We start from the raw sequence: 16490 nt of genomic DNA on the forward strand, positions 1-16490 counted from the left end.
GGCTGAAAAGTCTGCTTTCACGTTATCTGGAACTTTGTTAACCTTTTGGAACCGCCGTATGCGGACCCGCATGTACGGTGGTGTGAGAGGACGGAGGCTTACCGCCTCCTCCTACTCGATTGATGAGCTTATCAGAGTATGGATTAAAGCTCTTTATCATTAATGCTGTTCAGCCAGCCTTCAATATCCCCAATAACGGAGCTAATGCAGCCATCTTCAAATGGTGAAGTCAGACCCGCAAGTTCAACCAGTTTGATAAAAGACTTGCTGCCTCCAGCTTGGCATAACTCCAAATAATCGCTCCAAGCAGATTTGAAATCTTCGTTCGAACGCTTCCAGAACTGGAAGGCACATAGCTGTGCTAGTGTATAGTCAATGTAGTAGAACGGTGAGGCAAAGATATGGCCTTGTTTATGCCAGAAACTGCCTTGTTCCAGATATGTGTTACCTTCATAATTACGATGTGGCAAGTATTTCTTCTCGATGTCTCTCCAAGCTTGTTTGCGTTCAGCAGGGGTTGCTTCAGGGTTGCTATAAACAAAATGTTGGAATTCATCGACAGATACCCCGTAAGGAATAAACTGAAGGCTGTCAGATAAGTGATTAAAGCGGTATTTATCCGCATCTTCCTCAAAGAACAAATTCATCCAAGGCCAAGCGAAAAATTCCATACTCATGGAATGAATCTCACATGCTTCATAGGTTGGAAAAGCATACTCTGGCACATTAATATTGCGGCTTTCATAAACCTGGAACGCATGACCCACTTCGTGAGTTAAGACATCAATATCCCCAGAGGTTCCGTTAAAATTCGAGAAAATAAAAGGGGCTTGGTATTGGCTGAAATAGGTGCAATATCCGCCGCCTTGTTTTCCTTTTTTACTTACTAAATCCACCAGATTATTGTCCAGCATGAAGGTGAAAAATTCATCCGTTTCAGGGGAGAGTTCTTTATACATCTTCTTACCGTTAGCTACAATCCAGTCTGGATCCCCTTTAGGGGTAGCGTTCCCGGTCTTAAAGCTAAAGTTCTCGTCGTAATATTTCAATTCATCGAGACCTAGGCGTTCAGTCTGACGTTTCTTTAGCTGCTGGGAGACAGGTACGATATATTCAAGAACTTGTTTGCGGAAATTAGCAACCATTTCAGCATTATAGTCGGTACGCATCATTCGGTCATAACCTAGCTGAACAAAGTTGCTGTACCCAAGCTTTTTAGCTATGCGGTCACGGACCTTGACAAGCTCGTCATAGATGCGGTCAAACTCAGCCTCGTGTTCGGACATAAAACCAAAACGAGCTTCAGAAGCACTTTTACGCATATCACGGTCTGTAGACAATTCAAAAGGTGCGAGTTGAGGCAGTGTACGCTCTTCACCTTCGAAAAGAATCTTGGCAGATGCGATAAGCTGGGAGTATTCTGTTGAAAGTTTGTTCTCCAATTGTAAATCTTCAATGATTTCCGGACTAAACGTCCGCAGCGATACTTCAGCAAGCTGGAGTAATTGCGCACCCCATTCCTTTTCAAACTCGGCTCTATATTTGGATTGTACGAGTGCTTTGTAGTAGTCGGTTATGTATTCCTGAACGACAGGCCCGATTTCGTCCATGAATTCTTGTTCGGCTTTGTAAAATTCATCTGTCGTGTTGATAGAATGACGAACGCTAACCAATGTCTGCATCGTGTCAAACTCATTGCGAAGCTTGTTAATGGCAGTGACGGAAGCTTTTTGTACCTCTAGTGGTGATGTGTCGTTGAGATCTTTCAGCAGGGTGTTAAAGTCTTGCTTGAATTTCTCTACATCCGGTCGCTCATAGCGGTAATCATCAAATTTCATAAAAAAATCAACTTCCTTTCTATACCAGATAGTCTCTATTATATAATCTGAACAGCCATTTACGATAGACCTGTGTAAGCTTTTTATGGTCGGAAAATGAACAAATGTACAAAAGTGTAAAAACTTGTTAAGCGGAATGTGGTTTGATATTATTTAAAAATATAGTAGATTATGCTGCACATTACATTCATTTTTTTTAGAGGGGGATATAAATGTCCACGCAAACTTCCCGAGTATTGATCCAAGCATCAGCGAAGAAGGTATGGGATGTAATTACAAAGCCAGAACTAGTTAAACTGTGGCAGTATGGGAGTGATCTAATTACAGATTGGCAAATCGGTAGCGAGATTCGCTTTCATAGTGAGTGGGAAGGGAATATCTACGAACAGTGGGGGAGAGTGTTGGAGTTTGAACCCTATAAGCTGATCAAATACACACTCTTTGCACCTCGTCCAGGTTTGGAAGATAAGCCGGAAAATTGCTTTATTATGAGTTATACACTGACCGAAGATGGAAATGAGATTTTATTGACGATTGAACAGAATGATAATAGACAAGGGACTAACCATCAGGAATCTCAAGATGACGAAGGTCAGTCGGTTTTATCTGTACTTAAGGATATTGCAGAATCTTCTGAATGAACCGTGAATAAGTTCAGCCAATTAGACCATAGAGTGATGCATCTGGAAAGTATACTACCCGCACATTTCAAGCGGAGATTGGTGAATATTTGTAGCTGAAGGAGAGCTTCCTAGCTTCCTAGCGCTGTCTATTTTGCTATTTTTGAAGTAGGGGCCACAATGTAGGGAGTAAAGAGGAAGCAGATCAGGTTATGGAGCAGGCTCAAAAGGCTGGTGCGAAAATCGATTGACCCTTTACATGATACCTTTTGGGGAGGGTATTCCGGTCACTTTATGGACCCCGATGGGCATTTGTGGGAAGTCGCATGGAATCCAGAATGGGAGCTCGAGAATTAAAGGAGTCTATTCAGAGCTTTGTTACTTAGCCTCTCTTAAACCGTATTCTCAGAATACGGTTTATCTCTGTTTCTATACGAATCTTAGAATTCTTTAACTTTACACTCTGAATCCTTCCTCCCTCTTTTTTCAACTGCTTCAGTACAAATGTCGACAAACTTAATATATCATGATATATTATTATGTATAAAGATGAAAAAATTAGAGTCAGGAGATAACGAAAGTTATGAATGAGACAACGTCATCCAAACCGATGTATGAAAAAATATTTGATGAAGTGAAGCAGCTTATTGTTAATAAATCCTATGGGCAAGGGGAGCGAGTTCCTTCAGAAAAAGAACTGGCTGAAACCTATAATGTAAGTCGGATTACGAGTAAAAAAGCTCTGGAAATGCTCGCCGCCGAGCATTTGATTGTGAGAAAACCGGGAAGAGGTTCGTTTGTGGCTGATCCGGCAGTTGACTACATAGATTCAGTTATGTCTCCTGAGACGACCTCCGACGGGACTGTTTTTAATTCTTTTAACCATGAGGAAAAGACGATTGGTCTGATTATTACCGACTTTGGCAACAGTTATGGCACAGGCTTGATTTATGGGATGGAACAGGCTTCCCGTGATAATGATTGCTTCCTCGTTCTACGAAGAACATTTGGCGTACCAGAGAACGAAGAACAGTCTATTCAGAAGTTGCTCAGTTTGGGTGTAGATGGTCTGATTGTTTTTCCAGCTCAAGGCGAATTTTTTAATGCTGAGATTCTAAAATTGGTGATCGGGCGATTCCCTTTAGTTCTGGTAGATCGCCATCTGAAGGGAGTAGCTGCTGCTTCGATCGGCACGGATAACATACAGGCTGCGCTTAAAGGGACGGAGTACTTATTTGATCTCGGACATACTCATATCTCTTTCCTCTCTCCACCTCCAGCGGATACGACGGCTCTTGAGGAGCGGGTGGAGGGGTTTATACAAGCCCATGCGGAGCGGGGGATAGCTGTAGATAAGGGGTTGTGGGTTAGTGATTTAACCTCAACATTACCAAATTCCTTTAATGATGAGAATATTGAACACGATATCTCACGGCTAGTTTCTCATTTACAAGAGAATCCAGCAATAACGGCGCTTTTTGCCGTGGAATATAATATTGCCCTGCTGGCTAGAACTGCGGTTGAACGACTTGGGCTGCGGATTCCAGAGGATATTTCGATCATTTGCTTTGATAGTCCACCAACTCCACTTGGCTCGGGTTATGCGTTCACTCATTTGCGGCAGAATGAAGAAGAAATGGGGCGACTCGCCGTTGAAAATGTATTGCGAATTATGAACGGCCAGACTGTATCGAACAAGATAATGCTGGAAGCTAAGTTGATTTCTGGTGAATCTACGGGTCCTGCTAAACCATCCAATTCTAATTAATTTTATGCGTTATCCATAAATTAGTTGTTATAAAAACCTATCTTTTGGGATAGGTTTTTTTGTTTGTTTTAGATAGATATTTATCATTATAGAAGTATTGATATATCATTATTAATAAATAAACATATTGACATACTAACCACATGACAATATACTAATTTGTGAAAGCGCTTCAAAGGATGAAGAAAAAGGGGGTATTATAACTGAAAGCAACCAGAGAAATCCCTGAGTCGATGAAGAAACTGGCATCTAATGTAAAATCACAGCTGAGTGATCGTCCAAAATTAGCCGAAATGTTCGAGAAATGTATGGCTAACACCTGGAATACAACCTTAAAAAGAATGGCGAATGGCACCACTTTTGTCATTACCGGAGATATTCCAGCGATGTGGCTGCGGGACTCCGCTGCTCAGGTTAGACCATTCCTGATCCTTGCCTCCGAGGATGAAGAAATTGCGGACATGATTGAGGGACTTGTGCAAAGACAATTCGCCTGCATTCAACTTGACCCTTATGCGAATGCGTTCAATGAAGAAGGGAATGGGAATGGCCATCAGGAGGACCTTACGGAGATGAGCCCGGGTGTATGGGAAAGAAAATATGAAATTGATTCGTTATGCTATCCGATCCAACTGAGTTATCTGCTCTGGAAGAATTCGGGCCGAACTAGTCAGTTTAATGATTCATTTGTTAAGGGTGTAGAAAGAATCATTGCATTATGGACTACCGAACAGAATCATGAGAGCGATTCCAAATATCTTTTTCAGCGGGTGAACTGTCCACCTACGGATACATTAACACGCGAAGGCAAAGGGGCGTTGACGGCTTATACCGGAATGACATGGTCTGGATTTCGTCCTAGTGATGATGCTTGTGAATATGGGTATTTGGTTCCTGCCAATATGTTCGCTGTGGTTGTTTTAGAGTATGTGTGTGAAATTGCCCGAGAGATCCTAAGGGATCAGGAACTGGAATTGAAAGCTAGGAAACTTTCTGAACAGATTAATAAGGGGATAAGCCAGTATGGAATCGTAGACCACCCAGAGTTTGGGTCAGTCTATGCATATGAAGTAGATGGCCGTGGACAGGTGAATTTGATGGATGATGCAAATGTGCCGAGTCTGCTCTCTATCCCGTATTTGGGTTATGTGAGTGCCGATGATCCTCTCTACAAAAATACCCGTGCGCTTATTTTAAGCAGCAATAATCCTTATTTCTTCGTAGGAAAGGCGGCTGCTGGCATTGGAAGTCCGCATACACCTAGTCGTTATATCTGGCCTATTGCTTTAGCGATTCAGGGAATGACATCTACTAGCAATGCAGAACAGGAATCCTTGCTTAATCTGCTGGAGAAGACGGATGCGGGCACCGGGTTTATGCATGAAGGGTTCCATGTGGATAACCCGAATGAATTTACACGTCCTTGGTTCTCTTGGGCAAATATGATGTTCTGCGAGCTGCTGCTTATGCACTGTGGGATGCAAGTTAAGCGAAGTTGATGTCTACAAGGTTTATAAATCGACTCTAAAGGGGATAGAGAACATGAAAAAATGGCTGGTTACCACACTTGCTTTGGTTATGACAGCTTCACTTGCTACGGGCTGCGGTGGCGATAATGGGTCTGCCGGTAATGAGTCCGGAACTGCAAGTAAACCTGGAAGCCGTGATGGGAAAAAGACGGAGCTTACCTTCTGGGGAGATTGGGGCGGTGAGGGACAGAAGCAATTTGAGACCATGGTCGATGCCTTTAATAAATCTCAGGATAAGATTCATGTAAAGTATGTGCTGCAGCAGGATATGATCACGAAATTCCTGACTTCCGCGACCAATGGCGGTACTCCAGATGTACTATTTTGGGATCGTTGGAGAACTTCACTGTATGCCCCGAAAAACGTACTGCATCCGGTTGACGAATACTTAACACGTGACGGCATTTCCAAAGATGATTTCTACAGCGAGTCCCTTAGGGAGCTTTCGTATGATGATAAATTATATGGGCTGCCGCTTACGGTAGATGCCCGAGCTCTTTTCTATAATAAGAAGCTTCTCGCAGATGCAGGACTTCAGCCTCCCACAACATGGGATGAACTAGAGGCGGCAGCTACCAAGCTAACCAAATGGAACGGCAATAAATTGGAAATCGCAGGTTTTTCAATGGGGGATCTGGGTCTTTTTAATATGTATCTTCAACAGGCTGGTGGCACCATGCTTACTGAGGATGGAAAGACCAATTTTAATAATGAGCAAGGCAAGCAAGTGCTAGAATTCTGGGATCGCCTGATGAACAAGGACAAGGTGTATAAAGTAGGGTTCGAGCTTGGACTTGGGGAAGGGCAAGATGCTTTTGTTACAGGTAAAGTTGCTATGCTGTATTCCGGCCCGTGGATGCTCAGCACCTATAACAAATATGGTAAAGATCTGGATTATGGAATCGTTCCTCCTCCAGCTGGTCCGAGCGGGGATAAAGGCAGTGTGATGGGTGGATTTGGTCTAGTGATTCCAGAAGGCTCCAAACATAAGGAAGAGGCATGGGAGTTCATCAAATGGTGGACGGCGAACAAGGATAACGCCTTGCTCTGGGCCAAGACTAGTCTTAATCTGCCAGGTTATAAGCCATCAATGGAAGATTCATTCTTCAAGGATGATCCCAAATGGCAGCCGTTTCTAGATACGTTGGAGTTCGCTAAGGTTCGTCCAAACCACCCTGGTTATTCCGTGATGGAAACCGACGCCTTGGCACCTAATTTGCAGCTTAACCAGCAAAACAAGATGAGTATTGATGAGACCTTGAAGAAATCGCAAGAAGAAGGCGACAAAATGCTTAAGGATAATGAAGTTGTGAAGTAATAAGTAAGACATTTGAAGTAAAGGGGAGGTTTTGCCTCCCTTTTGCTTAGGAGGGGGTAGCTGAAATGGCTTCCATCAGAAAGCTAGAGAAACATCAGGCGCGGACAGCTTATCTGTTTATTACACCCACGGTGTTGCTATTTACAGTATTCACGGTCATCCCCGTGGTAATGGCGCTGTATTTAAGCTTTACCAATTACGATGTACTTAGTAGAAATGATTGGATCGGTTTTGATAACTATCGCCGTTTGATAGAAGACAGTTTATTATGGAAAACATTCCGAAATGTATTTTTTTATTCGATCATTTTCGTTCCGCTAAATATCCTGATTTCGCTGCTCCTCGCGATTCTACTTAGTCGAACCTGGCGTGGGGTGAAGCTGTTCCGCACTCTGAATTATCTGCCAACCCTTACATCCGCCGTTGCTGCTGCTACCGTTTGGATCTGGCTTTTGCATCCTGAATTTGGTTTGGTTAACGGATTGTTGTCCTATGTAGGGATTACAGGCCCTGCCTGGTTATCCGAGACCCGAACGGCCATGCTGTCGATAATTATGCTTACACTGTGGCAGTCGGTAGGTTCAAATATGATTATTTATTTGGCAGGTCTGCAAGGCGTGCCTGACTATTTGTATGAATCCGCACGGCTGGATGGTGCCAATAAGCTGGATTGTTTCCGGTATATTACTTGGCCGCAACTACGTCCAACGACCTTTCTAGTCAGCACGATGGCAATCATTGGTGCGTTACAGTTGTTCGACCAAGCTTTTGTGCTGACGCAGGGTGGTCCAGCGAATATGACGAAGACTCCGGTTTATCTGATCTATCAACAGGGCTTTAATCAATTGCAAATGGGGTATGCGTCTGCACAAGCTTTTGTGCTTGCTGTGGCGATTCTCATATTCTCACTTATAAACATGCGGATCACAAAGGCGGAGGAGTCCATTGTATAAGCTGGGCTTGTCATGCAGAAAGGGGATAGAGGTATGGAGACTAGTGGAAGTTCGTTATTAAAAAGAAACTTAAGTAAGTCTATTTATTATATAGTGTGCATTGTTATTGCAATCGTAATGTTTCTACCTTTTTATTGGAGTGTTCTTACATCTTTGAAGCCTGACGAAGAGATATTCGCCATGCCCATTCGGTGGTTTCCTTCACATTTGACCTTAGAGCATTATCGTAAGGCGTTTACAACGGTTCCATTTGCCCTCTTTTTCTGGAATTCACTTGTGCTTGCTGTAGCGGGTGTGCTGGCGAATCTGTTTTTTGGTTCGATCAGTGGCTACGCATTCGCAAAGTTGAATTTTAAGCTCAATAAGCCAATATTCCGCGTGCTGCTAGCGGCGATGATGATACCGGGCATTGTGACGATGATCCCTACAGTTTATGTCATGCGTCATATTCCATTTTTCGGAGGTAACGATATTTTTGGCAGTGGGGGGAACGGGTTGATGAACTCCTTCTGGGGGATTATTCTTCCAGGAGCTTCAGGAACTTTTGCTGTGTTCTTTATGCGGCAATTCTTTCTTACCCTACCTAGTGACATGATGGAAATGGCCCGGATCGAAGGCTGTGGAGAGTTTAAGATATTTTGGCGTATTTATTTGCCGCTGACCAAACCAGCGCTGGCGACTTTAAGTATCTTTACTTTTCAAGCGGGTTGGAACAGCTTCCTATGGCCCATGATTGTACTAAATGACCCGAATAAAGCAACGATCCAGATGGGACTTCAAGCCTTCTCCTATAATTTCCAAACGGATTACGGTCCAATGATGGCTGGTGCGCTTGTTGCGATCCTGCCGATATTGGTGCTATTTCTGGCACTTCAGCGTTATTTTGTGCAGGGGATTGCATTCAGTGGCATTAAAGGTTAATTCAATAAAAATCGAATCAGGGAGAGAGTTTATATGAACCAATTGGAGATCGGGATTTGGGAGGAACGGGCGAATCAAGCACAAGCCGCGCTGGATTCATTATTCTGGAATGACACGATCAAAATGTACAATATAGAAACACCTTGTCCAAACGGAGAATGTAATACCATTTTTCATTATTGGTGGATGGCTCATGCTGTGGATGTATTGGTAGATGGATTACAGCGAACGGGTGAGAATGGGTATGCCGAACGGATTTCCGCGCTTCACGAAGGTCTTTTGCGACGAAATGGGGGAGTGTGGCCTAACGAGTTGTATGATGATATGGAATGGATGGCTCTCGCGTGGCTCCGTGCCTATCAAGCAACAGGAGAGGAAGTTTATAAAAATACAGCCCTTCTTTTATGGGAAGACATTCTGACAGGCTGGAACGAGCATATGGGTGGTGGGATCGCTTGGCAGAAGTCACAGTTGGATTATAAAAATACACCTGCCAATGCACCGGCAGCTATTCTGGCGGCTCGTTTGTATCATGCCTTCGGTGAAGCTGAGAATCTAGAATGGGCGCTAAAAATTTATAGATGGCAAAAAGAGCATCTGGTAGACCCCACGACGGGTTTTGTATGGGATGGCATGAATCGCACGGGCAATGGCCAGATCGATAAGGATTGGAAATACTCCTATAACCAAGGCGTCTATATTGGTGCGGCTGTAGAACTCTATCGTATCACTAAGGACCCATCCTATTTAGAGGATGCTCGTTTAACTTTTTCCGCTGCTGCTGATGAGCTTGCTGAAGTTAAGGGCGGTGTACTTCCGGACGAAGGAAATGGAGATGCTGGATTGTTCAAAGGAATCCTGATTCGGTATACGGCAGAATGGGTCAAAGCTGATGCCGCAGCTGTTGGAGCTGTCGATTTTCTGCGTAGGAATGCTGAAGCTCTCTGGGAGCAAGGGAAGTCAGAAGACGCAGCTTTGTTTGGCACAGATTGGACTTTGTCATCTACTGGTATAATTCAGCTCAGCTCCCAACTTAGTGCAATGAAGTTATTGGAGAAGATGGCTGAATTGACTAAGGATCAGATTTGAGGTGAACTCTTAATGACACAAACAAAAGAAGCCCTAGAAGTACTTAACTGGAAGGAAAGGTCCGAGTGGCTCCAACAATGTCTAAAACGTAATTATTATAATGCGGAGACGGGGATCATGAATCAATGGTATCCCAGAGAGTATAACGTTGCAGGTGAGAATTTTTATTATTGGTGGCAGGCTCATGTCATTGACATTCTAGTGGATGGCTACGAGCGTAGTGGAGATCCTGCATATTCTCTGAGAATCAAGGGATTGAGTGAACATCTCCAAGCTTATAACGGTGGGACTTTCAGGCATAATTACTTTGATGATATGGATGGACGGCATTGGCGCTGCTACGAGCTTATCGGGCTACTGGATATGAAGTCTACTTAGACGCTGTGCTAGATCTATGGGAGGATATAAAATCGGCTTGGAATGAACATTTTGGAGGCGGTTTGGCCTGGAAGAAGGATCAGCTCGATTATAAAAATACACCTGCCAATGCACCAGCCGTCATTCTAGCAGCTAGGTTATATGAACTTTTTCAAAAGCAGGAGGATCTGGAGTGGGCACTCCGTATCTACGAATGGAACAAAACATATTTAGTGGATCCTGAGACTGGTTTTGTGTGGGATGGAATGAACAGACTCGGGGATGGCCAGATCGATTTCGATTGGGAATTCACGTATTGTCAGGGAGTGTTTCTTGGTGCGGGCTTAGAGCTGTATAAGAATACGGGGGATGTCCATTACTTAGAAGATGCGAATCGGACAGCTTATACATGTATTGACCGTCTATGCAATCCGACTAATCTGATGTTACCTGATGAAGGCATCGATGATACTGGATTATTCAAAGGGATTCTGATTCGTTATCTGGTTCAACTTTGTAGAGAGGTTCCTGAGGCTAGCAGGATTCGTGAGGTAATCATGGTCAATGCTCAGCAGTTATGGGAAAAAGATTTGGATAAACATCTGGGTCTTTGTAGTCCATCTTGGGAATTGAAACCGGAGCTTCCGGTTCAACTAAGTATTCAACTCAGCGGCTTGATGTTGCTGGAAGGGGCTGCCGTACTCATGAGGGAATAAAACGTAATTTTTAAAGAAGCTTCTCTTTTTAAATGGTGAATAAATCTTCCGTTTAATAAAGAGAGGCTTCTTTTTGTTATTTTAAATTAACCGTTTATTCGTTAGAAGTTCCGATGTTTCCAACCATTCAATTTAGCGACAGCGAGCAGAGAATTCGCTCCGCTGTTAGCGTAGAGACTTTTTCGCCTACAGTTACGATCGCAGCAAGCTTTAGCAAACCTGAAGCGGCGATAGATGCCGCAGAGCTATCTTTCTATATTTTAACGGCGTTGTTCCGAGGAATCTTTTGAACAATTGATTGAAATAGGAGGCATTCGGGAAACCGACAATGATTCCGATTTGCTCCACAGGCAAGTCTGTCGTTCCTAACAAGCGGCAGGCTTGTTTGATTCTTCGATAGGAATATCTGCTGGTCTCCAGTCCTGATACTGCTCAATAATTGAAAGAGTAACATCGAAATGTCTTCGATATTTTCGCTTGGATTGTTTTTATTGTGATCATATTGCTCCAGAGTCCACTCCATAATCTCAACACGATCTTCAAGATTAATGGCTCAATGCGTATTTTCCCCTCGCCAAAGTGTTGTGAATAAAGCTTTTCTTTTCGAAAAGCCACTTAGCAGGTTCTCTGCAACATTTGGATCAATATAGAAAATGGATCTTTCAAAAGGACAATCGGGAGAGACCTCAGAATAGATCCGGTGCAGCTGATAAGGCTGGAAAAAGAATAACATCCCCCTGCGGATATCGTGCCTGCTGATTGACGACAACATTTCCCTGACCAGCATGCACGAACATGATTTCACAGCATTGATGCCAGTGATAATAACCTTTGTAATAGTCGTCAGTATATATTTTGTAATCCCCAATTAAGGTCTTATGTTCTTCAAAAATAACAGGTTTTAATAGCTGCTTCATAGGCGCTCCACTTTAAGGGTTATGAAAGCGATACAATAAAAACGAATTGAGGGAGACTTATCTAAGTTCAGGATTACATTAATACCTTGTGGCGACGTTAACAGTTCATGCATAAGCTCGAACGGGATTCTATCGGTAGAAGGTCGCCATATTAGATTAGATGATCAGAAGCTCAGATTCCAGAAGTCAATATCCCAAAGCTGAACTCGACATGAAAACTGCAAAAGTGCAGTTTTCATCAGTTAATTAGGTGTTGGTTAAGGATATTCCTGCGAATACCCCAAGGCCCCCTAATTAAACTGGAGTCTTCCTATCCAAATAAATTAATATAAGAATAAGAGAGATGATGAAAGAAGAAGCGCGGATGAAGATTGTTCGAGAGGCATTGGCTGGTATTAAAGTTGGAGTTCTTGCTCGTATCTATGATGTTCATCCAGAATCTATACGTCAATGGGTCAGGGATCGCCGTGACTCTGTTCCACTTGAAGAAATACCAATGACAGATGAACATGTGCAGGAACTTCAACGACTACAAGTTGTAGAAGAGAGCTTTCATGACCTTTGAAGAAGCTTATACAGCACTTGATACGTACATGGATTTTTACAATAACCGCAGAATGCATGGAAGTTTGGGGCGAAAGCCTCCAGCAGTTTTCTCGAAGTGGGTCAAGTTGTTGGAGGATACTTCTGCTTTTCATAAAGCGATGACCCCTTTTTCATCCAGTACGCTGTAATGGCTCAGTATGAGGAGCGTAGGAGCGGGGTGCCAGCAAGTATCACCCTTGCTCAGCTGAACTTGAATCTGGAAGAGGAAAGAACGCGGTACGCAATTATAATATGTTTGGTATTAAAGCAGATAAAGCTTACAAAGGTGATTATTGCTTGGCAAAAACGCATGAGGAAGTGGATGGCGTACGTGTGTCCACGACTTCAAAATTCCGGAGTACTCTAGCGTATCACAGATACGAGGATGTTTTCTTTCAAACTAATCGCAACTGGACGGATCCGGAACATCCAGCAACAACGAACACCGTGCATCAGTTATTGCTTCGCATCAGCCGCACACTTAATGGCGAAGATAATACTTATTTACTCCTGCAGTAAGACCGTCAAGCTGACACCGTTATAACCTACGCTACACCATATGTTTGATGTGAAATGGGAAACTACGTTGCATTGAATGGTGCTTGTTAGAGCAGGACTCAAGCCTAGCAATTAGAGAACGTAAGATCTTGTAAGAGACTGGTTCAGCTGGTCATCCCGTAGCCAGTTCCATTTTTAGACCTGCAGGTAAGCTCTGTATCAAGTTGCTTATTCAGTCGTATTACTTAGTAGCAATTCAATTCGATATTAATGTTTACGTTTTATTAATCCAAATAACTACTCAAAATAGGAGGCATCAAACGGTGCCTTCTATTTTGCTCTTATGGTGATCTCTATCATAAGTAGGTGTGGATTTTGAGGATAAACTTTCTTTTTACTATACGACTCTGAATATCTTCTGGCATTGATGTAGAAATATATATGGTTTAAATGTGATACAGAAAAAAGTAGAGAGAGAGTAGGAACTGGCAGATTGTAAACTGGGACATGTCTGCGAGATATGTATGGTATCAGCGGAACTAAATGATATATCAGGCGTAATTGTAAATAAAAGGAATGAACCTTAAGGAACGATTTGGAATATAATTGAGATGGACAATCATCAGATTATAAAGGCATCGCTTCTATTGGTTGAGTCAAAACCGAAGATTCGCGAGGATGAAGAGGATTAATCACTTTTATACAAATAAATTTCTGGAACTCCTTGGTTGGTAATCACTCAAGGAGTTTTTTTGTGTCTGGATGGATAAATTGGAATATTTTCACTTCGTTTATGAATCATAATAGATTATCCTTAGAGGCTGCGGTGCACGAACTGCTTGATCAGTTCGTTCAGTGGTTCGGAGGCTTTCGTCGGAATCCGGTGGTCGACTTTTTTAACGAAAACCTGTTCACTCTTCGGCAATCGTTGATGCAACATTTTGGCATAAGGATGAAAGTGCTTGTCTTTGTCCCCGTAAACGAGCAGGACGGGAAGATGGATTTCCCGTAGCCGCGATGTACAGTTGTACTTCAAGCTGTATTGGTAATACTGTTCCGCATTTCTGGCATTTCCTTTTTTCGCATCATTGAATAATTCACGGAACAAAGAAAGATCTTTAGCTTGCGCCCAGGCATTGGAAAACGCGATCGTGCCGACTGCTCCGATTTTGGAGAAAGCAACGCCCAAAGATATTTTGTTTCTTAGTCGCCATTCATTCACTTCCGACATTCCACCGATGACAATGCCTCCCCATGCCCGATCGGGATGAGTCAAGAGAAACTCAAGTACTATCGAACCCCCAGTAGAATATCCGCACAAGAAAAATTTATCGATGCTCAACCGGTCCATCAACTGTTTAATATCCTCAACGATTAAAGGATAAGTAACCGTTTTTTTGGAAGGCTGACTCTCACCGTGTCCTCTGATGTCAAAAGCAATGGTTCGATAATGAGGCGATAGCCCTTGGATTTGGTATGTGAAATTTAAACTTGTAAGTACCGGGGGATGAATGAAGAGGATGGCAGTTCCTTTTCCTTGATCGATATAATGCATTGAGTATCCGTTTATGTTTGCAGTAGTCATCGTCACATTCCACCTCCTTTACAGTGATTTTGGTTTTACTGAAAAAAATAACTCATGATATAAAAAACATTTTCGGAATCGTTTTATGACCTTACAATCATAATTATGATCTCTAAACAATCGAATATATTCTTCTTCATTACGAATATACTCCCCATTGTCGTACCATTTCATAAACCTATTACATAACGGTTTTTTCTTGCATAAACAGGGTTCCATAACGATAATGGTTCCGTTAGGCTTTAGAATTCTTTGAAATTCCTTCATGTAACTTGATATTTCGTCCGAAGAAACATGATGCAACACAGCGATAATTAGTATGCAGTCGAACGATTCATTATCAAGAATGTACATGATCGTGAATATACTTTTTAGTAAACCATCTCGGACGGACAAACCAATGATAAAGTCTAGGCGAGAACGAAATATTAATGGGAATTAACCATCTTTCGGATTAAGTCACGAAAGATAATATAACCTATAGGATTGAAAAACATTCATGCAAGTAAAACATGATATTTTCATAAAAACTGAATGGGGTATATTTATTTTCATCTAAATGAAGAAGGAGTGAATTTATGGACGATATCTATCAGTTAAACCAAGTTCAATTGAACAAAAAAACAAAAACGATTCATGAAGAGTTGGCCGACAAAGGAAAAGAATCCGCGTCAATCAATGCTATTGTTTTTAGAGGAAAAACGGAACATGCCTTAAAAGTGCCTCGCTTCATAACGTACAGCAACCGTGTGCCAGAACAATTGATAATAACAGGACCTAAATGGTTTTCCTATACAGCTCTTGCGCAGTTTGATCCCAAAAATAGCAGGAATACTTTTTTGTGGAAAAAATATGGAATGAATCTTCTCTAGCCTTACTGTTCATTATCCAATTAAACCAGTCGATTCATTTACAGACCTTAAAAATATGAAGTCAGAGGAAGCCGGCATTTGTTTATCTAGTGTACGAATAAACAAAACCATTCCAGCTGTGAAGCGGTGGGGTTCTCAGAGTGCATTACGTATTCAAAAGGGCTTAATGAACCTGCAGATCCGCTTTCAGCAGAGATTATGACTGAAGATGCAGCAGTCTGCAAATCTAGCGAAAAACGCATAGAGAAGAACCCAAAGTCCTATCAGGAGGTATCTTCAGGGCAGTCGTTACCTATGCTCCGCCCACCTACCTTTTTCCGACTTATCCCTTGGGTGAACGTCTATACTGTCACTCGGGCATTTGGAGGATCCGAAGAAGGTGGATGGTACTATCGCCAGTATACGTGCGTAAAAAGCCAGCAAGTTTGGCTTTGGGACGCTGAGGTAACGGTAGCGATGTCTCTGAGAACTTATTAAGGGTTAGCATGGGGTCTGCTCTGTAAAGAAGCAGCCGGACAAGAAGTAGTTGTGAGAATTGAGAGAAGAAGAGCTGCACTTCAGTACGCTGGGAAAAATAGCTTATGATCCAGAGAGATCGTGCTGGAGAGTGCCGTGAAACTGACATCAAAAACTCAGAAAAACATAGTGCGGTCAACACCGTTGTCTATAATGAAACTAAGCAAAGTCACAGAAATAGGATTGACTCCGCCAATCGAGCACTTCGAATTCTGGATGCAGATCGTCAAAATTCAATCGTAGAGTCCACCAAACGTTACGGCAAAATAGTTTCTCCGCTTCAGATGTCCACGTTCAAAGCGACCCTTTGCGTTCCCCTGATCTCTTTTGTAAATGGTATCAGTAGCTTGATTTCCGCATTCTATTGTTGATTACTAGGAAGGCGATTTGAGTGGATTTAATATGAAA

The 16490-nt window shown here is 42.6% G+C and carries 20 protein-coding genes and 2 pseudogenes; 17 read left to right on the forward strand and 5 right to left on the reverse strand.

What is annotated here, in order from left to right; translation table 11 throughout:
* Positions 1–143: 143 nt before the first annotated feature.
* Positions 144–1838, reverse strand: coding sequence for a M3 family oligoendopeptidase (locus L1028_RS21035; protein WP_234539239.1), 1695 nt, complete (start codon positions 1836–1838; stop codon positions 144–146).
* A 212-nt stretch (positions 1839–2050) separates the two neighbouring features.
* Between L1028_RS21035 and L1028_RS21040 the strand changes: the two genes are divergently transcribed.
* From L1028_RS21040 to L1028_RS21085, 11 genes and pseudogenes are all read left to right on the forward strand, one after another.
* Positions 2051–2479, forward strand: coding sequence for an SRPBCC family protein (locus tag L1028_RS21040; RefSeq protein ID WP_234539242.1), 429 nt, complete (start codon positions 2051–2053; stop codon positions 2477–2479).
* A gap of 152 nt (positions 2480–2631) precedes the next feature.
* Positions 2632–2815: pseudogene (locus L1028_RS21045) on the forward strand (VOC family protein); the annotation flags it as partial.
* 226 nt (positions 2816–3041) lie between these two features.
* Entirely contained in the window at positions 3042–4226 is a 1185-nt protein-coding gene (locus L1028_RS21050) for a GntR family transcriptional regulator (protein ID WP_234539244.1), read from the forward strand.
* Between the two features lie 233 nt (positions 4227–4459).
* Positions 4460–5725, forward strand: a complete 1266-nt coding sequence (locus L1028_RS21055) for a glycoside hydrolase family 125 protein (RefSeq protein WP_234539247.1) — start codon at positions 4460–4462, stop codon at positions 5723–5725.
* 43 nt (positions 5726–5768) lie between these two features.
* Positions 5769–7073 (forward strand): ABC transporter substrate-binding protein, encoded by a 1305-nt coding sequence (locus L1028_RS21060; RefSeq protein WP_234539249.1) that lies wholly within the window; start codon positions 5769–5771, stop codon positions 7071–7073.
* Positions 7074–7138: 65 nt separating this feature from the next.
* Positions 7139–8026 carry a carbohydrate ABC transporter permease gene (locus tag L1028_RS21065; protein WP_234539252.1) on the forward strand — a complete coding sequence of 296 codons (888 nt, stop codon included), beginning with the start codon at positions 7139–7141 and terminating at the stop codon, positions 8024–8026.
* 33 nt (positions 8027–8059) lie between these two features.
* Positions 8060–8947 (forward strand): carbohydrate ABC transporter permease, encoded by an 888-nt coding sequence (locus L1028_RS21070; RefSeq protein WP_234539254.1) that lies wholly within the window; start codon positions 8060–8062, stop codon positions 8945–8947.
* A gap of 33 nt (positions 8948–8980) precedes the next feature.
* The gene (locus L1028_RS21075; RefSeq protein ID WP_234539257.1) at positions 8981–10036 is read left to right on the forward strand and encodes a glycoside hydrolase family 76 protein; all 1056 of its coding nucleotides are present in this window, start codon (positions 8981–8983) and stop codon (positions 10034–10036) included.
* 12 nt (positions 10037–10048) lie between these two features.
* Positions 10049–10414, forward strand: a complete 366-nt coding sequence (locus L1028_RS31535) for a hypothetical protein (RefSeq protein WP_341482571.1) — start codon at positions 10049–10051, stop codon at positions 10412–10414.
* Positions 10366–11109, forward strand: a complete 744-nt coding sequence (locus L1028_RS21080; protein WP_341482572.1) for a glycoside hydrolase family 76 protein — start codon at positions 10366–10368, stop codon at positions 11107–11109. Before L1028_RS31535 ends, L1028_RS21080 begins: the two co-directional genes overlap by 49 nt.
* A 113-nt stretch (positions 11110–11222) precedes the next feature.
* On the forward strand, positions 11223–11399 hold the full coding sequence (locus L1028_RS21085; protein WP_234539259.1) for a hypothetical protein: 177 nt from the start codon (positions 11223–11225) through the stop codon (positions 11397–11399).
* Between the two features lie 10 nt (positions 11400–11409).
* Here L1028_RS21085 and L1028_RS31745 read toward each other — a convergent pair.
* Both L1028_RS31745 and L1028_RS21090 read right to left on the reverse strand, forming a co-directional pair.
* A pseudogene (locus L1028_RS31745) lies at positions 11410–11457 on the reverse strand (hypothetical protein); the annotation flags it as partial.
* A 338-nt stretch (positions 11458–11795) separates the two neighbouring features.
* Positions 11796–12026 carry a cupin domain-containing protein gene (locus L1028_RS21090; protein ID WP_234539261.1) on the reverse strand — a complete coding sequence of 77 codons (231 nt, stop codon included), beginning with the start codon at positions 12024–12026 and terminating at the stop codon, positions 11796–11798.
* A 364-nt stretch (positions 12027–12390) separates the two neighbouring features.
* Between L1028_RS21090 and L1028_RS21095 the strand changes: the two genes are divergently transcribed.
* The 3 genes from L1028_RS21095 (at position 12391) to L1028_RS21105 (ending at position 13130) form a co-directional block, all read left to right on the forward strand.
* Positions 12391–12591: a helix-turn-helix domain-containing protein gene (locus L1028_RS21095; protein WP_234539263.1), complete on the forward strand. Its 201-nt coding sequence runs from the start codon at positions 12391–12393 to the stop codon at positions 12589–12591.
* Positions 12581–12760, forward strand: coding sequence for a hypothetical protein (locus L1028_RS21100; RefSeq protein ID WP_234539265.1), 180 nt, complete (start codon positions 12581–12583; stop codon positions 12758–12760). Before L1028_RS21095 ends, L1028_RS21100 begins: the two co-directional genes overlap by 11 nt.
* Before the next feature lie 148 nt (positions 12761–12908).
* A complete protein-coding gene (locus L1028_RS21105) occupies positions 12909–13130 on the forward strand; it encodes a hypothetical protein (protein WP_234539267.1) in 222 nt (73 codons plus the stop codon).
* A gap of 793 nt (positions 13131–13923) precedes the next feature.
* On the opposite strand, the gene L1028_RS21110 is transcribed toward L1028_RS21105, so the two are convergent.
* Positions 13924–14694, reverse strand: a complete 771-nt coding sequence (locus tag L1028_RS21110; protein WP_234539270.1) for an alpha/beta fold hydrolase — start codon at positions 14692–14694, stop codon at positions 13924–13926.
* Positions 14695–14712: 18 nt separating this feature from the next.
* Positions 14713–15048 carry a class I SAM-dependent methyltransferase gene (locus L1028_RS21115; protein ID WP_234539272.1) on the reverse strand — a complete coding sequence of 112 codons (336 nt, stop codon included), beginning with the start codon at positions 15046–15048 and terminating at the stop codon, positions 14713–14715.
* A 224-nt stretch (positions 15049–15272) separates the two neighbouring features.
* Between L1028_RS21115 and L1028_RS21120 the strand changes: the two genes are divergently transcribed.
* The 3 genes from L1028_RS21120 to L1028_RS21130 all read left to right on the forward strand — a co-directional run bounded on the left by L1028_RS21120 (position 15273) and on the right by L1028_RS21130 (position 16453).
* On the forward strand, positions 15273–15566 hold the full coding sequence (locus L1028_RS21120) for a hypothetical protein (protein WP_234539275.1): 294 nt from the start codon (positions 15273–15275) through the stop codon (positions 15564–15566).
* A gap of 126 nt (positions 15567–15692) precedes the next feature.
* A complete protein-coding gene (locus L1028_RS21125; RefSeq protein WP_234539277.1) occupies positions 15693–16043 on the forward strand; it encodes a hypothetical protein in 351 nt (116 codons plus the stop codon).
* Between the two features lie 104 nt (positions 16044–16147).
* On the forward strand, positions 16148–16453 hold the full coding sequence (locus L1028_RS21130; protein WP_234539404.1) for a hypothetical protein: 306 nt from the start codon (positions 16148–16150) through the stop codon (positions 16451–16453).
* Positions 16454–16490: the final 37 nt, after the last annotated feature.

This window comes from Paenibacillus pseudetheri (assembly GCF_924513355.1).
Taxonomy (GTDB): domain Bacteria; phylum Bacillota; class Bacilli; order Paenibacillales; family Paenibacillaceae; genus Paenibacillus_AQ; species Paenibacillus_AQ pseudetheri.

Excerpts from the sequence above, each read along its gene's own strand:
- L1028_RS21035 (WP_234539239.1), bottom strand. The coding sequence starts at position 1,838 with ATGAAATTTGATGATTACCGCTATGAGCGACCGGATGTAGAGAAATTC.
- L1028_RS21040 (WP_234539242.1), top strand. The coding sequence starts at position 2,051 with ATGTCCACGCAAACTTCCCGAGTATTGATCCAAGCATCAGCGAAGAAG.
- L1028_RS21050 (WP_234539244.1), top strand. The coding sequence starts at position 3,042 with ATGAATGAGACAACGTCATCCAAACCGATGTATGAAAAAATATTTGAT.
- L1028_RS21055 (WP_234539247.1), top strand. The coding sequence starts at position 4,460 with ATGAAGAAACTGGCATCTAATGTAAAATCACAGCTGAGTGATCGTCCA.
- L1028_RS21060 (WP_234539249.1), top strand. The coding sequence starts at position 5,769 with ATGAAAAAATGGCTGGTTACCACACTTGCTTTGGTTATGACAGCTTCA.
- L1028_RS21065 (WP_234539252.1), top strand. The coding sequence starts at position 7,139 with ATGGCTTCCATCAGAAAGCTAGAGAAACATCAGGCGCGGACAGCTTAT.
- L1028_RS21070 (WP_234539254.1), top strand. The coding sequence starts at position 8,060 with ATGGAGACTAGTGGAAGTTCGTTATTAAAAAGAAACTTAAGTAAGTCT.
- L1028_RS21075 (WP_234539257.1), top strand. The coding sequence starts at position 8,981 with ATGAACCAATTGGAGATCGGGATTTGGGAGGAACGGGCGAATCAAGCA.
- L1028_RS31535 (WP_341482571.1), top strand. The coding sequence starts at position 10,049 with ATGACACAAACAAAAGAAGCCCTAGAAGTACTTAACTGGAAGGAAAGG.
- L1028_RS21085 (WP_234539259.1), top strand. The coding sequence starts at position 11,223 with ATGTTTCCAACCATTCAATTTAGCGACAGCGAGCAGAGAATTCGCTCC.
- L1028_RS21090 (WP_234539261.1), bottom strand. The coding sequence starts at position 12,026 with ATGAAGCAGCTATTAAAACCTGTTATTTTTGAAGAACATAAGACCTTA.
- L1028_RS21095 (WP_234539263.1), top strand. The coding sequence starts at position 12,391 with ATGAAGATTGTTCGAGAGGCATTGGCTGGTATTAAAGTTGGAGTTCTT.
- L1028_RS21100 (WP_234539265.1), top strand. The coding sequence starts at position 12,581 with ATGACCTTTGAAGAAGCTTATACAGCACTTGATACGTACATGGATTTT.
- L1028_RS21110 (WP_234539270.1), bottom strand. The coding sequence starts at position 14,694 with ATGACTACTGCAAACATAAACGGATACTCAATGCATTATATCGATCAA.
- L1028_RS21115 (WP_234539272.1), bottom strand. The coding sequence starts at position 15,048 with ATGTACATTCTTGATAATGAATCGTTCGACTGCATACTAATTATCGCT.
- L1028_RS21120 (WP_234539275.1), top strand. The coding sequence starts at position 15,273 with ATGGACGATATCTATCAGTTAAACCAAGTTCAATTGAACAAAAAAACA.
- L1028_RS21130 (WP_234539404.1), top strand. The coding sequence starts at position 16,148 with ATGATCCAGAGAGATCGTGCTGGAGAGTGCCGTGAAACTGACATCAAA.